The following is an 18,993-nucleotide window of genomic DNA, read 5'->3' as shown; positions in this document are numbered from 1 at the left end:
GACAGGTCGAAGTCGACGGAGGAGGTCAGGCCTTGACGCGGGTAATGCGGGTGACGCCCTTGATCGCGCGCAGCTTCTTGATGACTCGGGCCAGGTGCACGCGGTCATGCACGCTGACCACCAGCTGGACGACGCTGATGCGCCCGTCGCGCTCGTCCATGCCGATTTTTTCGATGTTGCCGTCGGCGGCATTGACGCTGCCGGCCAGCAGTGCGATCAGACCGCGCTGGTGCTCCAGCTCGACGCGCAGCTCGACATTGAACTCGCCGGTGACATCCTTCGACCAGGACAGCTGGATGCACTTGTCCGGGTTGTGCCGCACATCGGCGATGTTCCGACAGGTTTCCAGGTGCACGACCATGCCCTTGCCGGCCGATAGATGCCCGACGATGGGGTCGCCGGGAATCGGCGTACAGCACTTGGCGTAGTTCAGCACCAGCCCTTCGGTGCCGCGAATCGCCAACGGACCTTCGAGTGCCGGTGCTTCCTCATTGTCGTGCGATATCAGACGGCGCGCGATCACATAGGCCATGCGGTTGCCCAGGCCGATATCCTCCAGCAGATCCTCGACGTACTCCATGTGGTATTCGGTCAGTACCTGCTGGATGCGCTCGGCGCTGATCTTGTCCAGGCTGGTCTCGAAGCCGCTGAGCGCCTTGCTCAGCAAGCGCTCGCCGAGGTTGATCGACTCCGAGCGGCGCTGCAGCTTGAGCGCATGGCGGATATGCGTACGTGCCTTGCCGGTGACGACGAAGTTCAGCCAGGCCGGATTCGGTCGGGCACCCGGCGCGGTGACGATCTCCACTGTCGAGCCACTCTCCAGCGGCTGCGACAGTGGCGCCAGGCGACGGTTGACGCGGCAGGCGATGCAGGTGTTGCCGACGTCGGTGTGCACCGCGTAGGCGAAGTCGACGGCGGTCGATCCCTTGGGCAGCTCCATGATGCGGCCCTTGGGCGTGAAGACGTAGACCTCGTCGGGGAACAGGTCGATCTTCACGCTCTCGATGAATTCCAGCGAGTTGCCGGCACGCTGCTGCAGCTCCAGTACACCCTTGACCCACTGGCGGGCGCGGGCGTGGGTGCCCTTGGGCACTTCGTCCTCGGGGGACTTGTACAGCCAGTGCGCGGCGATACCGTTGTTGGCCATCTCTTCCATCTCGCGGGTGCGGATCTGGATCTCGATGGGCACGCCGTGCATGCCGAACAGCGTGGTGTGCAGGGACTGGTAGCCGTTGGCCTTGGGGATCGCGATGTAGTCCTTGAAGCGGCCCGGCAGCGGCTTGTAGAGGCTGTGCACGGCGCCGAGCACGCGGTAGCAGGTGTCGACCTTGTCCACCACGATGCGGAACGCGTAGACATCCATGATCTCGTGGAATGCTTTTCGCTTGCCGCGCATCTTCTTGTAGATGCTGTACAGGTGTTTCTCGCGGCCCAGCACGTCGCCTTCCAGGCCTTCGCGCTCGAGGCAGTGGATCAGCGATTGTTCGATCTTGTCGACGATCTCGTTGCGGTTGCCGCGGGCGCGGCGTACGGCGGCGCGGATTCGCTCCGAGCGCATCGGGTGCATGGCCTTGAAGCCCAGATCCTCGAACTCCACGCGCATGGTGTGCATGCCCAGCCGATTGGCGATGGGCGCGTAGATCTCGAGGGTTTCCTTGGCGATGCGGCGGCGCTTTTCGCCGGCCAGCACTTCCAGGGTGCGCATGTTGTGCAGGCGGTCGGCGAGCTTGACCAGGATCACGCGAATGTCGCGGGCCATGGCCATGGCCATCTTCTGGAAGTTCTCGGCCTGGGCCTCGGCCTTGGTCTCGAAGTTCATCTGGGTCAGCTTGCTGACCCCGTCGACCAGTTCCGCAACGGTTTCGCCGAACTGCGCAACCAGTGCGTCCTTGGGAATGCCGGTGTCTTCGATGACGTCATGCAGCATCGCGGCCATCAGGCTCTGATGGTCCATGTGCATGTCGGCGAGGATATTGGCTACCGCGAGAGGATGGGTGACGTAGGCTTCACCGCTGCGCCGGCGCTGCCCGTCGTGGGCCTGCTCGGCGTAGAAATATGCACGACGGACCAGATTGACCTGATCCGGGCCGAGGTAGGTCGATAGGCGATCCGCAAGCGCGTCTATGGCTGGCAAGACAGTGCTCCTTGCCAGCGGGCTTCGATGTTATCGGTTCGACTTCGACCTGGCATTTATTCAGATGGCCTCGTTCGGCTCTTCCTCGTACTGGGTGAAGAGAGGCTCGTCGTCAACGATCTCGTCTTGTGCAATGACATCGTAGTCGACCAGGCCGGAAGCGATCTCGCGCAGGGCGACGACGGTCGGCTTGTCATTTTCCCATGCGACCTTGGGCTCCTTGCCACCGGTGGCCAGCTGGCGCGAGCGCTTGGTAGCGAGCATGACCAGCTCGAAGCGGTTATCGACGTTGTCCAAGCAATCTTCAACGGTAACGCGGGCCATGGTGTTCCTCATCAATAGCGGTAGAGCGTGCCCGAATGGGCGAGCGGACGGAGTAGTCTAAAAAATCACCAGCCTTAATGGAAGCGCTGTTTCTGCGGGCTGTGCGTCAACCGACCTGCGCGAGCAATTCGCCAAGAAGGCGGGCGTGGCGCTGTTGCTGGGTCTTCTGTATCAGTTGGTTGGAGCGGAAGATCGACTGCAGGTCGATCAGGGCGTGGGCGAAGTCGTCGTTGATCACCAGGTAGTCGTATTCGACGTAGTGGCTCATTTCGCTGACCGCTTCGCGCATGCGCTTGTCGATGATCTCGTCACTGTCCTGGCCGCGGTTGTTGAGGCGTTGGCGCAGTGCTTCCTGGGTCGGTGGCAGGATGAAGATCGATTTGGCCTGGGGCATCAGGCGGCGCCCCTGCTGCGCGCCCTGCCAGTCAATCTCCAGGATTAGGTCGAAGCCTTCGGCCAGGGTGTCTTCCAACCAGCGCTGGGAGGTGCCGTACAGGTTGCCGAACACTTCGGCATGCTCGAGAAACTCGTTGCGCTCCAGTCGCGCGAGAAAATCCTCGCGGCTGACGAAGTGATAGTTGACGCCGTCGACCTCGCCCGGCCGCATGGCCCGGGTGGTATGGGAAACCGACACCCGCACCTGCGGTTGTGCATCGACCAGCGCCTTGACCAGGCTGGTCTTGCCGGCCCCGGAAGGCGCGGAAACGATATAAAGCGTACCGGTGGTGGCGGACATGACGGGTTCCTGAAAAGCGCTGTTAATGCTGTGGGACAAAAATAGACCAGCCGTTGTGGTGGCTGATGGTTATTCGAGGTTTTGCACCTGCTCGCGCATCTGCTCGATCAATACCTTGAGATTGACCGCGGCCTGAGTGCTGCGCGGGTCGAACGCTTTCGAGCCGAGGGTGTTGGCTTCGCGATTGAGTTCCTGCATGAGGAAGTCGAGCCGGCGTCCGGCCGCGCCGCCGGTCTTGAGTACGCGTCGCACTTCGGTCACATGGGTGTTCAGGCGGTCCAGTTCTTCGGCAACGTCACTCTTCTGTGCCAGCAGGACCATTTCCTGTTCGAGGCGCTGTGGGTCGAGCTCTGCCTGCATTTCGCTGAAGCGGTCGAGCACCTTCTGGCGCTGGGCTGCGAGCATCTGCGGCACCTGTTCGCGCAGCGTGGCAACTTCTTCGAGGATGCTGTCCAGACGCTCGTTGAGCAGCTTGGCCAGTTCGTCGCCCTCACGCCGGCGGCCTTCCTTGAGCTGCTCGAGCGCACTGTGGAAGAGCTGCAGGGCACTCTGGTTGAGTGCTTGTGGGTCGACTGCGTCGCCGACCAGTACGCCCGGCCAGCCAAGTACCTGCAGCGGGTCAATCGGTGCGGGTTGGCTGATCAGTGCGGCAACGCTTTCGGCGGCGGCGATCAACTGGCTGGCGCGCTCGCGGTCGACCTGCAGGGCGGTGCGGTTGTTTTCCTCGGCGAAGCGCAAAGTGCACTCCACCTTGCCGCGCGAGATGCCTTTGCGCAGGGCATCGCGAACCGCGCCTTCGAGGTCGCGGAAGGCGTCCGGCAGGCGCAGGTGCGGCTCGAGATAGCGATGATTGACCGAGCGGATTTCCCAGCTGAGGGTGCCATGGGTGCCGGCCTGCTCGCTGCGGGCAAAGGCCGTCATGCTGTGGACCATCGGGGATACCTCTCGATTGCGGGCTGCGAAAGGCGAAGGATTGTAAAGGAAAACAGGGTGTCGCTGCAGCGATGGCCGGACGGTCGCGACCCTTTTCCACGCCAATGGGCTCTATAATGCCGGTCAATTTCCTATCTAGCAGGACCTATACATGAAGCGACCCAGTGGCCGTGCCGCCGATCAGCTGCGCTCGATCCGCATCACCCGCAACTACACCAAGCATGCCGAGGGCTCGGTGCTGGTGGAGTTCGGCGACACCAAGGTGATCTGCACGGTCAGCATCGAGTCCGGCGTCCCGCGTTTCCTGAAAGGGCAGGGGCAGGGTTGGCTGACCGCCGAGTACGGCATGCTGCCGCGCGCTACGGGTGAGCGTAACCAGCGTGAAGCCTCGCGCGGCAAGCAGGGTGGGCGCACCCTGGAAATCCAGCGCCTGATCGGTCGTTCGTTGCGTGCGGCGCTCGACATGAGCAAGCTCGGTGAGAACACGCTGTTCATCGACTGCGATGTGATCCAGGCCGACGGCGGTACGCGCACGGCGTCGATCACCGGTGCCATGGTGGCGGTGATCGATGCGCTCAAGGTGCTAAAGAAACGTGGCGGTCTGAAGTCGGGCGACCCGATCAAGCAGATGATCGCGGCGGTTTCGGTTGGTATCTATCAGGGCGAGCCGGTGCTGGATCTGGATTATCTGGAAGATTCGGCGGCCGAAACCGATCTGAACGTCGTGATGACCGACGCGGGCGGCTTTATCGAGGTGCAGGGCACGGCCGAGGGGGCACCGTTCCATCCTGAGGAACTCAATGCGATGCTGGCTCTGGCCCATGATGGCGTGCGCCAGCTGTTCGAGCTACAGCGCGCGGCGCTGGCGGACTGAGCAAGAGGTAGCGCGAAATGACCGATCAGGATCTTGTGCCGTTACCCAGTCGCGAAGCGCGCCAGTGGGCGATGTTCTGCCACTACTCGTCGTTTTTCTGGTTTCTGGCGCCGATGATCGGCAACGTGATTGGTCCGCTGATCGTCTGGCAGCTGAAGAAGGACATGGATCCCTTCGTCGATCAGCAGGGCAAGGAAGCGCTGAATTTCCAGCTTACCTTCAGCATCGTGATGATGATCTGCGGCTTGCTGGCCTGGATCCTCATCGGCTTTCCGCTGATGGTGCTGGTGAGCGTAGTGGCGCTGGTGCTGGTGGTGATCGCCGGCATCCGTGCCAACGAGGGCAAGCCCTACCGCTATCCGTTCTGCTGGCGGCTGGTCAAGTAGGGCAAACCGCTGAGCCTCAGAGGCTCAGCGTCCAGTCGTAGTCAACGATCAGCGGCGCGTGCTGGGAGAAGCGTGGTTGCCGTGGCAGGCGAGCAGTGCGCACGAAGCGGCGTAGACCGGATGTCAGGATCTGGTAGTCGAAACGCCAGCCGAGGTTGAGCATTTCGGCCTGCTCGGTGTCCGGCCACCAGCTGAACAGATCGCCTTCGCGATTGACTTCGCGCAGGGCGTCGATATAGCCCATATTGCCGAAAATCTCGTCCAGCCAGGCGCGCTCGGGCGCCAGAAACCCTGGGTCCTGCTGACAATCGCGCCAGTTCTTCACGTCCAGCTTCTGGTGGGCGACATACAGTGAGCCACAATAGATGTACTCGCGGCGCTTGCGGCGCTGCTTGTCCAGGTAGTGGGCGAAGTCGTCCATGAACTTGAGTTTGTGGTTCAGGTTGGCATCGCCGCCGTGGCCGGACGGCACCAACAGGCTGGCGATGCTGACCTTGTCGAAATCCGCCTGCAGGTAACGCCCGTAGCGATCCGCCGTCTCGAAGCCCAGTCCGGTGATGACGGCCTTCGGCTGCAGCCTGGAATAGAGCGCCACGCCTCCCTGCTCCGGAATCTCGGCATCGCAGGCATAGAGAAAGTAACCGTCCAGCTGATAGGCCGGATCGTCGAGTTCCAAGGCAGAGGCGCGGGTATCTTGCAGGCAGATGACATCGGCATTCTGCGCTTGCAGCCAGCTGAGCAATCCCCGCTGTGCCGCCGCTTGAATGCCATTCACGTTGACGCTGATGATCCGCATAAATGGCCCCTAAAAACACGTGCGTGTATGATAACCCAAGCTCTTCGCAATTAGCTAAAACAGTGGTTTTCCGGGAAATTTCTTCATGCAGGCGTACCAGCGCGAGTTCATTCGCTTCGCCATCGAACGCGGTGTTCTGCGTTTCGGTGAGTTCACTCTCAAGTCGGGACGCACCAGCCCCTATTTTTTCAATGCCGGGTTGTTCAACAGCGGCAGCGCGTTGGCACAGCTCGGGCGGTTCTACGCCTCGGCGGTGATCGAGAGCGGCCTGGATTTCGACGTCATCTTCGGCCCGGCCTACAAGGGCATCCCGCTCGGCGCAGCCACCGCCATCGCGCTGGCCGAGCAGCATCAGCGCGACCTGCCTTGGTGCTTCAACCGCAAGGAAGCCAAGGATCATGGCGAGGGTGGCACGCTGGTCGGTGCACCGCTGGCGGGGCGTGTGCTGATCGTCGATGACGTGATCACCGCCGGCACCGCGATCCGCGAAGTGATGCAGATCATCCAGGCGCAGAAAGCCGAGGCCGCCGGCGTACTGATCGCCTTGAATCGACAGGAAAGAGGGCAGGGCGAGCTGTCGGCGATTCAAGAAGTTGAACGTGATTATCGAATGCCGGTAATCAGTATTGTGTCCCTGGAGCAAGTGCTGGAATATCTCGCCGACGACGCTCAGCTGAAACAGCACCTGCCCGCGGTACAGGCTTATCGCGAGCAGTACGGAATCTGACCCAGGGTAGGTAATGCGCCATGCGTAAATCGGTAGCCGCTCGTACGTTGCTCCTGCTAGGAGTCATATGTCCGGTATTGGCTTCGGCTGCCGAGCTGTATCGCTATGTGGACGACCGTGGCGTGGTCGTACTCGATCGCCATGGCGTGCCGCCGCAACACATTTCGCGTGGATATCAGGTGCTCAACGAGCAAGGGCGAGTGGTCCGCGAGGTGCCGCCGGCACCGACCGCGGAGGAATTTGCCCGGTTGCAGGCACAGAAGGCCCGCGCTGCATCGGATGCGCAGCTGCTGCGTCTGTATGCCAGTGTCGAGGATGTGGAGCGGGCCGAAACGCGCAAGCTTTCCGAGCTCGATAGCGTGATGGGCTTGGCCCGCGGCAACCTGCAGTCGATACGCAACCAGCATGCGAGCTTGCGCAAGCAGGCGGCGAACCATGAGCGCGCCGGTCGCAAGGTTCCGGGCAACCTGTTGGCGCAGATCGAGAACCTTGAAAAGGAAGAGCAGAGTCTGCAGCGCGACCTCAAGCGTTTCGAAAAGGCGCGCGCTGATGCGGAAGTCAGCTTTGCCAGTGATCGCCAGCGGATTGCCGAATTGCTAGGGCAAAAGCAGTAAAACGCTGATACCCGTTCCCTTGTTTCAAAATACTTGGCGTGGCTATTTGCTATGCCAATAGCTCGATGAGTAGCTTGCTTGCTATCACAAAAGACCGCTCTAGCTCAATAGTTTCAAGGTCGTGATGAGTTGCTTGGGGTCAGTCTGTACCGTGGCGCAAATTTTTCGGTATGGCTGACTAGCATGAATGGTAGGGACCTACGCAGTTATCGGGAGCTTCACAAGCCGAAGGGAAATTTCGCGACTCGCTCTGAATACCTCGAGCACGAACTGGAGATCATGGCGCCGAAGCGCTGGGGAATAAACCTGCCGTTTCGTGACTACCGTTTCGAGTACGAAGATTGGGTGCCAGCCATGGCGGCGACCATCGGCAAGATCGTCATGGTGGCGGCTGTTGTTGCGGCTTTCGCCGGCCCGATGGGGCTTTCCAACGAGTTCGTGATCGAGAACGCGCGCTACGAGATGCTGATCGCAGCACTGCTGTTTGTCGTGGTGTTCTCCGGTTTCCTCAATCCCACGGCCAACCTGGCCGGGACCCATGGCCCGCTGATTCCGTTGATCCCCCTGATCGTCGCATCGGGCGGGCATCCTATGGCGCTGGGGATCATGGTGGGTGTGCTCGGTTTCACCCTGGGTGTCTTCAAGGGCGGCAGTCTGTTGGCGCGTCTGACTAGTGATGGCGTTTGTGGCGGATTGCTGCTGTATCTGGGTTTCATTGGCATTACCTCGCAGATCAAGAAGCTGTTCGGTTGGGCCGACAGCTTCGACATGGGCTACATCGCGTTTATCGTGGTGTTCGCCACCATCGTGATGTACGCCTATCTAGAACATATCCGCATGCGCTGGCTGGCTATTCCGCTGGGTTCGGCGCTGGCGGCCGTGATCGCATTTGCATTGGGCGCTCCGTTCGAGTTCACCACCGAGCCGGGTGTGCCCAACCTGAATCCGATGTACTGGTGGGGCGAGACTACCGGCTGGCAGATCGGTCTGCCCGAGCTGCATCACTTCATTGCTGTCGCGCCATTTGCCGTGCTGGCGGTAGCCATGTGGTCGCCGGACTTCCTCGGACACCGCGTGTTTCAGCAGCTGAACTATCCGCCGAAGGCGAAGAAGGTGCTGATGAACATCGATGACACCATGTGCGTTGCGGCGGCACGACAGATCGTCGGGACGTCGCTGGGTGGCGGTAACCTGGCCTCATCCTGGGGCACCTTCATGGTGCCGGCCGCCATCGCCAAGCGCCCGATTCCCGCCGGTGCATTGCTCACCGGCCTGCTCTGTGTGGTTGCGGCGCTTTGGGGTTACCCGATGGATCTGGCGATCTGGCCGCCGGTACTGAGCGTGGCGCTGATGGTCGGCGTTTTCCTGCCGCTGCTGGAAGCCGGTATGCAGATGACCCGTGAAGGCAAGACCTCGCAGTCGGCGGCCATCGTGATCTTTTCCTCGGCGCTGGTTAATCCGGTGTTCGGCTGGTCGCTGACGGTGCTGCTCGACAATCTCGGGCTGATCGGTGACAAGGAGCGTGGTCAGTCCCTGAGCCACCTGCATCGTTGGGTCATCCCGACGATCGTCTTCATCGTGCTCTGCGCCGTGATGCTGGGTATCGGCATGTTCCCGGGCATCCCGGCGATGCTCGAGTCGTTCCGTATCGATCTCTGATCGGCCGGCGGCACGGCATGAAAAAGGGAGCCTAGGCTCCCTTTTCTTTTGCGTCTGCTTCAACCCTGGCTGTTGGTGATCAGTGTGCCGACGCCGACATCGGTGAAGATCTCCAGCAACACCGCGTTGGGCACGCGACCGTCGATGATGTGGGCGCTGTTGACGCCACCTTGCACCGCTTCCAGCGCGCAGCGGATCTTCGGCAGCATGCCGCCGTAGATGGTGCCGTCGGCGATCAGTGCGTCGACCTGGGCAGTGGACAGGCCGGTCAGTACGCTGCCCTGCTTGTCCATCAGGCCGGCAATGTTGGTCAGCAGCATGAGCTTCTCGGCCTTCAGCGCCTCGGCCACCTTACCGGCGACCAGGTCGGCGTTGATATTGTAGGACTCACCGTTCTCGCCCACGCCAATCGGCGCGATTACTGGGATGAAGTTGCCCTGCACCAGCATTTCCAGCAGCTCGGCATTGACGCCGGTGACTTCGCCGACATGGCCAATGTCGATGATTTCCGGCTTGGTCATCTCCGGTGTCTGGCGGGTCGCCTTGAGCTTCTTGGCGCGGATCAGGCCGGCGTCCTTGCCGGTCAGGCCAATGGCGCTGCCGCCATGCTGGTTGATCAGGCTGACGATGCTCTTGTTTACCTGCCCGCCGAGAACCATCTCCACCACGTCCATGGTCTGGCTGTCGGTGACCCGCATGCCGTCGATGAAGTGGCTTTCGATGTTCAACCGCTTGAGCAGGTCGCCGATCTGCGGACCGCCACCGTGCACCACCACCGGATTGATGCCGACCGCCTTCATCAGCACGATGTCGCGCGCGAAGCCGGTTTTCAGCTCCTCGCTTTCCATCGCGTTGCCGCCGTACTTGATGACCAGCGTCTTGCCGACGAACCGGCGAATGTAGGGCAGCGCCTCGGAAAGTACCTTGGCGAATTGGGTGGCAGCTTCACGGCTGAGGGTCATGCAGGGCTCCGCAAATCAGAACGGCAGTTTGAGATCGGGTGCAACGTTGAGCAGCTGTGCGCGGAAAACGTCCTGAATGCGGCTGAGTTCTTCCTCGCTGTCGGCCTCGAAGCGCAGCACCAGAACCGGTGTGGTGTTCGAGGCGCGGATCAGGCCCCAGCCCTTGGGATAGTCGACCCGTACACCGTCGAGGGTGATCAGGTTGGCTTCGCCCCACTGAGCGTCACGTTGCAGGGCGTCCATGATGGTGAATTTGCTTTCCTCTGTCACCGTGATGTTGATCTCCGGTGTCGAGATATCGCAGGGGAACGCGGCGAACACCTGCTCGGCGTCACGCTTGTCCTGGCTGAGGATTTCCAGCAGGCGCGCGGCGCTGTAGATGCCGTCGTCGAAGCCGAACCAGCGTTCCTTGAAGAAGATGTGCCCGCTCATTTCGCCAGCGAGCAGCGCACCGGACTCCTTCATCTTCTTCTTGATCAGCGAATGGCCGGTCTTCCACATCACCGGCCGGCCGCCGTAACCGCTGATCAGCGGAGTGAGGCGACGGGTGCATTTGACGTCGAAGATGATGTCGGCGCCGGGATTGCGCGATACCACATCCTTGGCGAAGAGCATCAGCAGGCGGTCGGCATAGATCATTGTGCCGGCATTGGTCACCACGCCGACGCGGTCGCCGTCGCCGTCGAAAGCCAGACCGAGATCGGCCTTCTCCGACTTCACCTTGGCGATCAGGTCGACCAGGTTCTCGGGCTTGCCCGGATCCGGGTGGTGGTTGGGGAAGTTGCCGTCGACCTCGCAGTACAGCGGGACCACGGTGCAGCCCAGTGCTTCGATCATGCGCGGGGCGATGACGCCGGCGACGCCGTTGCCGCAGTCGACCACCACCTTCATCGGCTTGGCCATGGCGATGTCATTGCGAATCTGCTCGAAGTAGCGTTCCAGTACATCGACCTGCTCGACCTTGCCCACGCCGCTGGACAGGTCGTTGGTTTCGATGCGCTTGCGCAGGGTCTGGATCTGTTCGTTGGCCAGGGTGTCGCCGGCTATGACGATCTTGAAGCCGTTGTAGTCCGGCGGATTGTGGCTGCCGGTGAGCATCACGCCGGACTTGCCGGCGAGAATGTTGGCGGCGTAATAGAGCACCGGCGTCGGCACCATGCCGATATCGCTGACGTCGCAGCCGCTGTCGAGCAGACCTTGAATGAGGTGCTGGACCAGTTCGGGACCGGACAGGCGCCCGTCGCGGCCAACCGAAACGTTGGGTTCACCCTTGGCGAGGCTCTCGGACCCGATGGCGCGGCCGACCCAGTAGGCGGTCTCGGTAGTCAGGCTGTCGCCGACAACGCCACGGATGTCGTAGGCGCGGAAGATACTGGCGGGCAAATTCGGGGCTTTGGCACTGCTCATTGCGGGTTCTCGCTCCTTGGTGTCGAGGCCGAAGATGTCCTGGTCCTCGTCGAGAATATCGATGTCGAGAATATCGGTGTCCGGCAAGCGCGGATCGACGTACTCGGTAGGTTTGGCGGGCCGAACGGCTGGAGCCGCGGCGGGTGCCTGAGTCGGAGCCGGTCCAGCTTGGCGGACAGGCAGTCGGACCATGTTCCTGGCCAGTGCGTCGAGGACCGGCAGGCTCAAGGCCGGTATTTGGATGGTCTTGCCGGTGGAGAGTTCCTGTAGCAGGCGGCTCATCTGCAACACGTCTTCGCGCAGCCTGCGCTGCTGGCCGCCGAGCACCAGCTGCAGACCGATCAGCACGCCGGCAATCGCCACCAGGGCGGCCGCGAGCAGGAGGAGCGGCATGAGGGTCAGCTGATCGATGGCGCCGGGCAGGTAGGCCAGCTTCCAGTTGGCGTTGCCGCTGGCGAGGGTCAGTGCCGAAGCATTGTCGGCCGCGGTGCCGCGCTGCAGCAGCACCTGTTCGGGTGCGCCGGAGAATTGCTGGGTCAGTCGCAGCTGGCCGGCTTCGTCGGGCAGCGTCGGGAGTGTCGCGAACAGGTGCTGGAGATCGCTGACCAGCAGCAGCGTGCCGCGAATCGCCTGCTCACCCTCGGCGCGCAGCGGAATCGCACTGTAGAGCAGCCAGCGGTTGTCGACCTTGTAGGCTTCCAGAGCGGCCGACTGGCCTGCTTCGACCCGCTGTAGCAGATCGAGCGCAGCGAAGTTCAGCGGGCCCGGGCGGCTGGTGTCCGGCACCACCCGGCCGCGTGGATTGAGGTGCGCGTCGACCACGCCGGGCAACTCCAGCAGGCGCTGTTCGGCTTCGCGTCTGAGCTCGGTGTCAGCACGGACGACGTCCACCAGGCGTTGCTGCTCCACCGCTGTCTGGGTATCGGCACGCAGCCGCCGCAGCGCCTGCTGCAATGCGCTTGCCTGACTCTGGCTCCAGGCCTCGGCGAGTTGTGTCTGTTGCTGCTGCTGAGCGCCCTGCTGACCGAGCCAGATCAGCGCGGCGGCGGCGCCGAGCCCGATCAGGCTGGCTGCGAGGCCACCGAGCAATGGCTTGAGGGTGAAACCGCCGCGCTTGCTGCGGGTGTCGGCCGGGTTCAGAACGCCTGAATCCTTGGCGGTGCGCTTGAAGAGTGCCATGAAGCTCCTCGAATCATCCTGAAAGGTAAGCGGTGCGCGGTGACTCAGTGGCTGCCGGAGTGCCCGAAGCCGCCAGCGCCGCGGTCGCTGCTGTCGAAACTGTCGACCAGTTCGAAGCGGGCCTGTACCACCGGTACCAGCATCAGCTGCGCAATACGCTCGCCGACGGCGATGGTGAAGGCGCTCTGGCCGCGGTTCCAGCACGACACCATCAGCTCGCCCTGGTAGTCCGAGTCGATCAGCCCGACCAGGTTGCCGAGCACGATGCCGTGCTTATGGCCCAGGCCCGAACGCGGCAGGATCAGGGCCGCAAGTCCCGGGTCGCCGATGTGGATGGCAATGCCGGTGGGAATCAGCAGCGTCTGGCCCGGCTCGAGCACCGTGTCGCTCTGCAGCATGGCGCGCAGGTCGAGGCCGGCAGAGCCCGGTGTCGCATATTCGGGAAGGGGGAACTCCTGGCCGAGGCGAGGGTCGAGAATCTTGGCTTGGAGTGCGTGCATGTCAGGACTCTTTGTAGCGGTCGGCAATGAAGGCCACCAGCGCGCGGGCGATATGTCCCTTGCTGGCCTGGCCGAAACGGGTTTCATGTTGCTGGCGGTCGATCACGCTGACGGCGTTGTCTTCGCTGTTGAAGCCGATGCTGGGGTTGGCCACGTCATTGGCGACGATCAGATCGAGATTTTTGTCGCGCAGCTTGCGCGTGGCGTACTCCAGCAGATTCTCGGTTTCTGCGGCGAAACCGACGCAGAACGGGCGGTCCGTGCGGCTGGCCAGCGTGGCGAGAATGTCCGGGTTGCGCACCATCTGCAGCAGCAGGCCGTCGCCGGTCGTGGGGTCTTTCTTCAGTTTGTGTGGTGCCACCACTTCCGGGCGGTAGTCGGCTACCGCCGCTGCGGCGACGAGAATGTCGCAGGGCATCGCCGCTTCGCACGCGGCGAGCATGTCGCGGGCGCTGACCACGTCGATGCGCTGCACGCGATCGGGCGTCGGCAGGAACACCGGGCCGGTCACCAGCGTCACTCGCGCACCGGCCTCGGCGGCCGCCTCGGCCAGAGCGAAGCCCATCTTGCCGGAGCTGTGGTTGGTGATGTAGCGAACCGGGTCGATGTTTTCCTGGGTCGGACCTGCAGTGATCAGCAGGTGCTTGCCCGTCAGCAGGCCGGTTGCGAAGCAGTCCGCGGCGGCCTGGGCGAGTTCGTCGGCCTCGAGCATGCGGCCCATGCCGACGTCGCCGCAGGCCTGGCTGCCGGAACCGGGGCCGAACAGACGAATGCCGCGTTCGAGCAGCAGTTCGCGATTGGCCTGTGTGGCGGGGTCGGCCCACATAGCCTGGTTCATGGCCGGCGCCAGGGCGACCGGGGCATTGGTCGCCAGCACCACGGTGGTCAGCAGATCATTGGCGACGCCTTGGGCCAGGCGTGCCATGAGGTCGGCGGTGGCCGGCGCGATCAACACCAGGTCGGCCCAGCGCGCCAGTTCGATGTGACCCATCGCCGCTTCGGCGGCGGGGTCGAGCAGGTCCAGATGGACCGGGTGGCCGGAGAGCGCCTGCAGGGTGAGCGGCGTGATGAACTCGCGCCCGCCCTGGGTCATCACCACCCGGACTTCGGCGCCGTGGTCGCGCAAGCGGCGGACCAGTTCGGCGCTCTTGTAGGCAGCAATGCCGCCGCCGACGCCCAGGACGATGCGTTTACGATACAGCCGCTGCATAGGCCTGCCTTGTTGACTTTGAAGGGAGTGTCCGGAGTGAGAACCAGGTCAGAACTGGCCCGATACCCCGGAAAAATGACGGGCTAAGATAGCACAGCGCCCACAGCGGAAAAGTGGGCTTGCTCGACAGGGAGAGGACATGAGCATACGTGACTGGCCGGCGGCGGAGCGGCCGCGGGAAAAGCTACTCGAACAGGGCGCAGCCGCGCTTTCCGATGCCGAATTGCTGGCGATATTCCTGCGCACCGGGGTCGCCGGCAAAAGCGCGGTGGATCTGGCCCGGCACCTGCTCGCCGAGTTCGGCAGCCTGCGCGCATTGCTGGAGGCGGAGCTCGATCAGTTCAGCGCGCATCTTGGCCTGGGGCCGGCGAAATTTGCCCAGCTGCAGGCCGTGCTGGAGATGGGCCGCCGGCATCTGGCCGAACGGTTGCGCCGCGATTCGGCACTGGAGTCGCCGCAGGCGGTGCGAGACTTCCTCAAGGCGCGGCTGCGGCATGAGCCGCACGAACTGTTCGGCTGCCTGTTTCTCGACTCCAAGCATCGCGTGCTGGCCTTCGAGGTGTTGTTCCACGGCACCATCGATGGCGCCAGCGTCTACCCGCGGCAAGTGGTTAAACGTGCCCTTGCGCAGAATGCGGCGGCGGTCATCCTCACGCACAACCATCCATCGGGCGTGGCCGAGCCGAGCCAGGCGGATCGTCAGCTGACCCTGAGGCTGAAAGAAGCGCTGGCGCTGATCGATGTTCGGGTGCTCGATCACTTCATCGTCGGTGACGGCGAGCCCCTGTCGATGGCCGAATACGGCTGGATGTGAGCGCTACGCCAGCAGCGGCACCAGCAGCAGTGGGCCGAGCACCAACAGCACGAAACGGCCGTTCCAACCGAAGGCGATGCGCCACGGCGATAATTGCGCGTGGCGCGCCAGCATCAGTGCCGAGGGGCCATAGGGCGACAGCAGCATGGCCAGCGAAAAGCCGATCAGCAGCGCCACTGCCGGCTGCATGATCGCCACGCCGTGTCCGGCCAGCTGCGCGAGCAGGGCGGCGCACAGGCTCAGGGAGATGATTGGCGCGACACCGAGCAGGGCAAGGGCGATGATCGCCAGCATGCCGGCACTGCCAAGACCGAACAGCGCCAGCGGCGTGCTGCTGAAGTGGCTGGCGAGTCGTTCGACCGGGATCAGCACTGCCGTAAGTCCGCCAAGCAGTGCCGAGCAGGCGAAGATGAAGGTTTCGTTGCGCATGCCGGCCAGGGTGTCGCGTACTTCGGCATAGGCGGTTGTCGGCGATCCTCCCTGATACAGCAGCAGCCCGACCACCGCGAGCGGCACCAGCAGCATGGCGGCCTGGGTCGCCGACAGTGGGGTCAGGCTGGCCAGCAGCGCGATCAGCAGGATGCCGAGCAAGCTGCCGTACAGCAGGTTGCGCAGCCCCTTTGCCGACCCGGTAGCGCTCGAGCCACTTGCCGGGGCGGCGGTCTCCCGCAACTGCCGCAGACGATGGTTTTCCATCGGCCAGCCCACCAAAAGCAGGATTGCCCCGCAGACCAAGCCGAATGGTAGCAGGGCGCTCCAGCTCAGCCCCGGCAACTCGCGGGTGAGGATAGCCACCGCCACGCTGGTCGGTGCCAGCAAGGGCACCAGAGCGAAGCCGCGCAGGGCTGTCACCATCACGCCCCTGGCGCCCTCGCGGCGCTGGCTCGGGCTATGCGACTGCCGATCCAGATAACGTTCCAGTGAACCGCAGACCAGATTGAGCATGCCGAAGCTCAGCACCGAGCTGATCGCAAAGGTGCTAAACAGGTAGCTTGGATAGAGGCTGGTACGGGGTAGCCGCAGTAAGAGCCGATGCAGCTCGCCGAGCTGCGGCATCCGCTTGACCGCGCAATGGGCAAGCCCGAGCGCGCCGATGAACGCGCCGTAGTAGGCCGCGGCGCCGAGCATCCGCTGGGTCTGCTGCCAGTCGGGCTCTCTGAACAACACCCAGTAACCGAACAGCCCCAGCGTGACCAGCCCGAGCCGGCGCGGGTAGGGCATCAGCGAGCGCCAGTGCCAGGCGAAGAACAGCACCAGCAGCGCACCACTGATCACGCTCGGCAACTGCAGGCGCGTTACCAGCGCGAATAGCTCGCAGACGAGCGCCAGCGGGAGCAGGCCAAGCATCGCTCAGGGCAGCTCGCTGCGCAGCTTGCCGCGCTTGTATACGCCTTCGCCGAAGGCCAGCAACTGGTCCTTTTCGTCCAGCAGGTCGCAGCTGGCCATGAACACCTTGTGCCCCGCGGAGCGGCAGACAGCGACAGCACGGATGCGGCTGCCGGCTGGCGCCGGTGCGCTGAAGTTGACGTTCATCGACAACGTGGTCGCAACGCGACGCTGTTCCGGCTGTTCGACCCAGGTTCCGCAGAGGCCCATCGCCACGTCCAGCAGGGTTGCCGTAACGCCGCCGTGCAGGTTGCTGGCGTTGTTCAGATGACGCGGCAACAACAGCAGTTCGACCACCGCGCGCTCCGGGCCGTACTCCTTGAGCTGGCAACCGAGGTCCTGGAAGAACCCGGTCAACGAGCTTTCGACCTGTTGCAGTGTGGCGGCTGGATAGGGCTGATCGGACATGAGCGAGCGGGTTCGGCGGCTGACTTGCGCTGGAGATTGGCAGTCTTTACGCTCATGGTCAATTCGATGGAACCTTGTTCCGCACTGCGGAATATCGCATTGCTCGTTAGGAGGTTTGCATGTTTGAGCGTATCGGCATCGTCGGCGCGGGCGCCATGGGCCGCGGGATCGCGCAGTTGTTCGCCAGCGCTGGCAAGCAGGTCTGGTTGCACGATGCACGCAGCGCGTCGATCAGCGAGGCGCTGCGCTTCAACCGCGAGCTGCTAGAACGCGGCGTGGCCAAGGGGCGGCTGAGCGTCGCCGAACTGGACGCCACGCTGGCCCGAATGCAGGCGGCGCCTGCGCTGGCCGATCTGTCCGGCTGCGATCTGGTGATCGAGGCGATCGTCGAGAATCTCGAGGCCAAGCAGGCGTTGTTCATCGAGCTGGAGTCCTTGCTCGCCGAGGACACGGTGCTGGCGACCAACACCTCATCGCTTTCCGTCACACGCATCGCTGCTGCCTGCCAGCATCCAGAGCGGGTGGCGGGTTTTCACTTCTTCAACCCGGTGCCGTTGATGAAGCTGGTGGAAGTGGTGCGCGGTGAGCGCAGCGATCCGCAGGTCATCGAGCGGCTGGTCAAACTGGCCGAAGAGGCTGGGCATTTTCCGGCAATCACGCCGGATACTCCCGGCTTTCTGGTCAACCACGCCGGTCGCGCCTACAGCACCGAGGCGCAGCGCATCCTTGCCGAGGGTATCGCCGATGCCGAGCAGATCGACCGCATCCTGCGCGACGGCCCGGGCTTTCGCATGGGGCCGTTCGAGCTGTTCGATCTCACCGGGCTGGATATTTCCCATGCGGTGATGGAGTCGGTGTATCAACAGTTCTATCAGGACCCGCGCTATACACCGTCCTACCAGGCGGCGCAGCGGGTCGCCGCGGGGTTGCTCGGACGCAAGACCGGACAGGGTTACTACCGCTACGAGAACGGCCAGCAGATCCGCACGCCGGAGCCGCAATGGCGGCCGATAGTCGTCGAGCGCCCGTTCTGGCTGGACAGTCAGGATGCCGAGTTGCGTGGCCGGCTGGCGGCGTTGTTACGCGGGGCCGGCACTCAGCTGGAAACCGGTGAGGCGCCGTCTGAGCGCGCCATCTGCCTGATCACCCCGCTGGGCGAGGATGCCAGCACGATGATCGCCAGGCTTGATCTGCCCGCCACCCGCAGTATCGCCTTCGACCTGTTCGCCGACTTCGATCGGCGCCGGGTACTGATGCGCCAACCGGCGCTCGACCCCGCGCTCGAAGCGCAGGCGCAACAGGCCCTGAGTCACGATGGCGTGCCGGTGGAGGTGATCAACGACTCGCCCGGTTTCGTCAGTCAGCGGGTGGTGGCGAGCATCGTCAATCTCGGTTGCGAGATCGCGCAGAAGGGCATTGCCGACCCGCAGATACTTGACCGCGCAATCACCCTGGCGCTGGGCTATCCGAAAGGGCCGCTGGGCTTTGCCGAGCATTACGGTGCGGGACGAATTCTCGCCATCCTTGAGGCGATGCAGGGTTGCTATGGCGGCGAGGCACGTTATCGCCCCAGTCCCTGGCTGCGCCGGCGCGTGCGGTTGTGCCTGCCGCTGACCGCGCCTGATCGTCCGGTCGCCGGCTGACGACCGACGGTGACTCGAGATAAGGTGGATCGCTTCAGTTTGTGCGGCGGCGGCCGTTAGGACTGGGGTGAGCCTCCGATGACGGCACGTTGCTACTAAGGCACTACTGTTCTTTATTGGAGGGTATGCGTACAACGTCGGATCGATCCGACAAGAACAAGAGGCCGACCATGAGCCCCGCCAACCGCCACCCCAAGGCCGCCGTGTTCCATGCCGTGCTGATCATCGGTCTGCTGCTCGTGCATTACTGGCTGGCACCGCCCCTGCTTGTGACCGGTGCGCTGCTGATGGTGGCGGCGCT

Annotated in this window: 18 protein-coding genes; 7 read left to right on the top strand and 11 right to left on the bottom strand. The window is 63.3% G+C overall.

Annotated elements, in window-relative coordinates:
• Nucleotides 1–25: 25 nt before the first annotated feature.
• The 4 genes from spoT to LO50_RS08225 all read right to left on the bottom strand — a co-directional run bounded on the left by spoT (nt 26) and on the right by LO50_RS08225 (nt 4,127).
• Entirely contained in the window at nt 26–2,134 is a 2,109-nt protein-coding gene (gene spoT, locus LO50_RS08240; RefSeq protein WP_044314674.1) for a bifunctional GTP diphosphokinase/guanosine-3',5'-bis pyrophosphate 3'-pyrophosphohydrolase, read from the bottom strand.
• 60 nt (nt 2,135–2,194) lie between these two features.
• Nucleotides 2,195–2,458 carry a DNA-directed RNA polymerase subunit omega gene (gene rpoZ, locus LO50_RS08235; RefSeq protein WP_003283345.1) on the bottom strand — a complete coding sequence of 88 codons (264 nt, stop codon included), beginning with the start codon at nt 2,456–2,458 and terminating at the stop codon, nt 2,195–2,197.
• Between the two features lie 106 nt (nt 2,459–2,564).
• A complete protein-coding gene (gene gmk / locus LO50_RS08230) occupies nt 2,565–3,194 on the bottom strand; it encodes a guanylate kinase (protein ID WP_044314673.1) in 630 nt (209 codons plus the stop codon).
• Nucleotides 3,195–3,263: 69 nt separating this feature from the next.
• Nucleotides 3,264–4,127, bottom strand: coding sequence for a YicC/YloC family endoribonuclease (locus LO50_RS08225; RefSeq protein WP_044314672.1), 864 nt, complete (start codon nt 4,125–4,127; stop codon nt 3,264–3,266).
• Between the two features lie 151 nt (nt 4,128–4,278).
• On the opposite strand from LO50_RS08225, the gene rph reads away from it, so the two are divergent.
• Together rph and LO50_RS08215 are read left to right on the top strand one after the other, a co-directional pair.
• Nucleotides 4,279–5,001 carry a ribonuclease PH gene (gene rph / locus LO50_RS08220; protein WP_014821805.1) on the top strand — a complete coding sequence of 241 codons (723 nt, stop codon included), beginning with the start codon at nt 4,279–4,281 and terminating at the stop codon, nt 4,999–5,001.
• 17 nt (nt 5,002–5,018) lie between these two features.
• Nucleotides 5,019–5,387 (top strand): DUF4870 domain-containing protein, encoded by a 369-nt coding sequence (locus LO50_RS08215; RefSeq protein WP_003297870.1) that lies wholly within the window; start codon nt 5,019–5,021, stop codon nt 5,385–5,387.
• A 16-nt stretch (nt 5,388–5,403) separates the two neighbouring features.
• On the opposite strand, the gene LO50_RS08210 is transcribed toward LO50_RS08215, so the two are convergent.
• Entirely contained in the window at nt 5,404–6,183 is a 780-nt protein-coding gene (locus LO50_RS08210; protein ID WP_014821803.1) for an exodeoxyribonuclease III, read from the bottom strand.
• 85 nt (nt 6,184–6,268) lie between these two features.
• Between LO50_RS08210 and pyrE the strand changes: the two genes are divergently transcribed.
• The 3 genes from pyrE to LO50_RS08195 all read left to right on the top strand — a co-directional run bounded on the left by pyrE (nt 6,269) and on the right by LO50_RS08195 (nt 9,183).
• Entirely contained in the window at nt 6,269–6,910 is a 642-nt protein-coding gene (gene pyrE, locus LO50_RS08205; RefSeq protein ID WP_014821802.1) for an orotate phosphoribosyltransferase, read from the top strand.
• A gap of 20 nt (nt 6,911–6,930) precedes the next feature.
• Nucleotides 6,931–7,524, top strand: coding sequence for a DUF4124 domain-containing protein (locus LO50_RS08200; RefSeq protein ID WP_224742652.1), 594 nt, complete (start codon nt 6,931–6,933; stop codon nt 7,522–7,524).
• A gap of 183 nt (nt 7,525–7,707) precedes the next feature.
• Nucleotides 7,708–9,183, top strand: coding sequence for a DUF3360 family protein (locus tag LO50_RS08195; RefSeq protein ID WP_080902081.1), 1,476 nt, complete (start codon nt 7,708–7,710; stop codon nt 9,181–9,183).
• A 59-nt stretch (nt 9,184–9,242) separates the two neighbouring features.
• Here the strand turns inward: LO50_RS08195 and argB are convergent, their stop codons facing one another.
• The 4 genes from argB to coaBC are packed head-to-tail and all read right to left on the bottom strand — an operon-like array spanning nt 9,243 to nt 14,441.
• Nucleotides 9,243–10,145, bottom strand: coding sequence for an acetylglutamate kinase (gene argB, locus LO50_RS08190; RefSeq protein ID WP_003295449.1), 903 nt, complete (start codon nt 10,143–10,145; stop codon nt 9,243–9,245).
• Nucleotides 10,146–10,160: 15 nt separating this feature from the next.
• On the bottom strand, nt 10,161–12,731 hold the full coding sequence (locus LO50_RS25650; protein WP_044314671.1) for a phosphomannomutase/phosphoglucomutase: 2,571 nt from the start codon (nt 12,729–12,731) through the stop codon (nt 10,161–10,163).
• 44 nt (nt 12,732–12,775) lie between these two features.
• On the bottom strand, nt 12,776–13,231 hold the full coding sequence (gene dut / locus LO50_RS08180) for a dUTP diphosphatase (RefSeq protein WP_044314670.1): 456 nt from the start codon (nt 13,229–13,231) through the stop codon (nt 12,776–12,778).
• Between the two features lies 1 nt (nt 13,232).
• A complete protein-coding gene (gene coaBC / locus LO50_RS08175; protein WP_042921752.1) occupies nt 13,233–14,441 on the bottom strand; it encodes a bifunctional phosphopantothenoylcysteine decarboxylase/phosphopantothenate--cysteine ligase CoaBC in 1,209 nt (402 codons plus the stop codon).
• Between the two features lie 139 nt (nt 14,442–14,580).
• Between coaBC and radC the strand changes: the two genes are divergently transcribed.
• Entirely contained in the window at nt 14,581–15,255 is a 675-nt protein-coding gene (radC, locus tag LO50_RS08170) for a RadC family protein (RefSeq protein WP_044314669.1), read from the top strand.
• Nucleotides 15,256–15,258: 3 nt separating this feature from the next.
• On the opposite strand, the gene LO50_RS08165 is transcribed toward radC, so the two are convergent.
• Both LO50_RS08165 and LO50_RS08160 read right to left on the bottom strand, forming a co-directional pair.
• A complete protein-coding gene (locus LO50_RS08165) occupies nt 15,259–16,602 on the bottom strand; it encodes a hypothetical protein (protein WP_044314668.1) in 1,344 nt (447 codons plus the stop codon).
• 3 nt (nt 16,603–16,605) lie between these two features.
• Nucleotides 16,606–17,049, bottom strand: a complete 444-nt coding sequence (locus tag LO50_RS08160; RefSeq protein WP_041015199.1) for a PaaI family thioesterase — start codon at nt 17,047–17,049, stop codon at nt 16,606–16,608.
• Nucleotides 17,050–17,168: 119 nt separating this feature from the next.
• Between LO50_RS08160 and LO50_RS08155 the strand changes: the two genes are divergently transcribed.
• Complete coding sequence (locus LO50_RS08155) at nt 17,169–18,692, top strand: 3-hydroxyacyl-CoA dehydrogenase (protein WP_044314667.1); 1,524 nt, start codon at nt 17,169–17,171, stop codon at nt 18,690–18,692.
• Nucleotides 18,693–18,993: the final 301 nt, after the last annotated feature.

The organism is Stutzerimonas stutzeri (assembly GCF_000935215.1).
Lineage (GTDB): Bacteria > Pseudomonadota > Gammaproteobacteria > Pseudomonadales > Pseudomonadaceae > Stutzerimonas.
Note: the sequence above shows the minus strand (reverse complement) of the source record. Positions and strands in the feature narration are given on the sequence as shown.

Coding starts and splice junctions, on each gene's coding strand:
- rpoZ (WP_003283345.1), bottom strand. CDS start 2,458: ATGGCCCGCGTTACCGTTGAAGATTGCTTGGACAACGTCGATAACCGC.
- gmk (WP_044314673.1), bottom strand. CDS start 3,194: ATGTCCGCCACCACCGGTACGCTTTATATCGTTTCCGCGCCTTCCGGG.
- LO50_RS08225 (WP_044314672.1), bottom strand. CDS start 4,127: ATGGTCCACAGCATGACGGCCTTTGCCCGCAGCGAGCAGGCCGGCACC.
- rph (WP_014821805.1), top strand. CDS start 4,279: ATGAAGCGACCCAGTGGCCGTGCCGCCGATCAGCTGCGCTCGATCCGC.
- LO50_RS08215 (WP_003297870.1), top strand. CDS start 5,019: ATGACCGATCAGGATCTTGTGCCGTTACCCAGTCGCGAAGCGCGCCAG.
- LO50_RS08210 (WP_014821803.1), bottom strand. CDS start 6,183: ATGCGGATCATCAGCGTCAACGTGAATGGCATTCAAGCGGCGGCACAG.
- pyrE (WP_014821802.1), top strand. CDS start 6,269: ATGCAGGCGTACCAGCGCGAGTTCATTCGCTTCGCCATCGAACGCGGT.
- LO50_RS08200 (WP_224742652.1), top strand. CDS start 6,931: ATGCGTAAATCGGTAGCCGCTCGTACGTTGCTCCTGCTAGGAGTCATA.
- LO50_RS08195 (WP_080902081.1), top strand. CDS start 7,708: ATGAATGGTAGGGACCTACGCAGTTATCGGGAGCTTCACAAGCCGAAG.
- argB (WP_003295449.1), bottom strand. CDS start 10,145: ATGACCCTCAGCCGTGAAGCTGCCACCCAATTCGCCAAGGTACTTTCC.
- LO50_RS25650 (WP_044314671.1), bottom strand. CDS start 12,731: ATGGCACTCTTCAAGCGCACCGCCAAGGATTCAGGCGTTCTGAACCCG.
- dut (WP_044314670.1), bottom strand. CDS start 13,231: ATGCACGCACTCCAAGCCAAGATTCTCGACCCTCGCCTCGGCCAGGAG.
- coaBC (WP_042921752.1), bottom strand. CDS start 14,441: ATGCAGCGGCTGTATCGTAAACGCATCGTCCTGGGCGTCGGCGGCGGC.
- radC (WP_044314669.1), top strand. CDS start 14,581: ATGAGCATACGTGACTGGCCGGCGGCGGAGCGGCCGCGGGAAAAGCTA.
- LO50_RS08165 (WP_044314668.1), bottom strand. CDS start 16,602: ATGCTTGGCCTGCTCCCGCTGGCGCTCGTCTGCGAGCTATTCGCGCTG.
- LO50_RS08160 (WP_041015199.1), bottom strand. CDS start 17,049: ATGTCCGATCAGCCCTATCCAGCCGCCACACTGCAACAGGTCGAAAGC.
- LO50_RS08155 (WP_044314667.1), top strand. CDS start 17,169: ATGTTTGAGCGTATCGGCATCGTCGGCGCGGGCGCCATGGGCCGCGGG.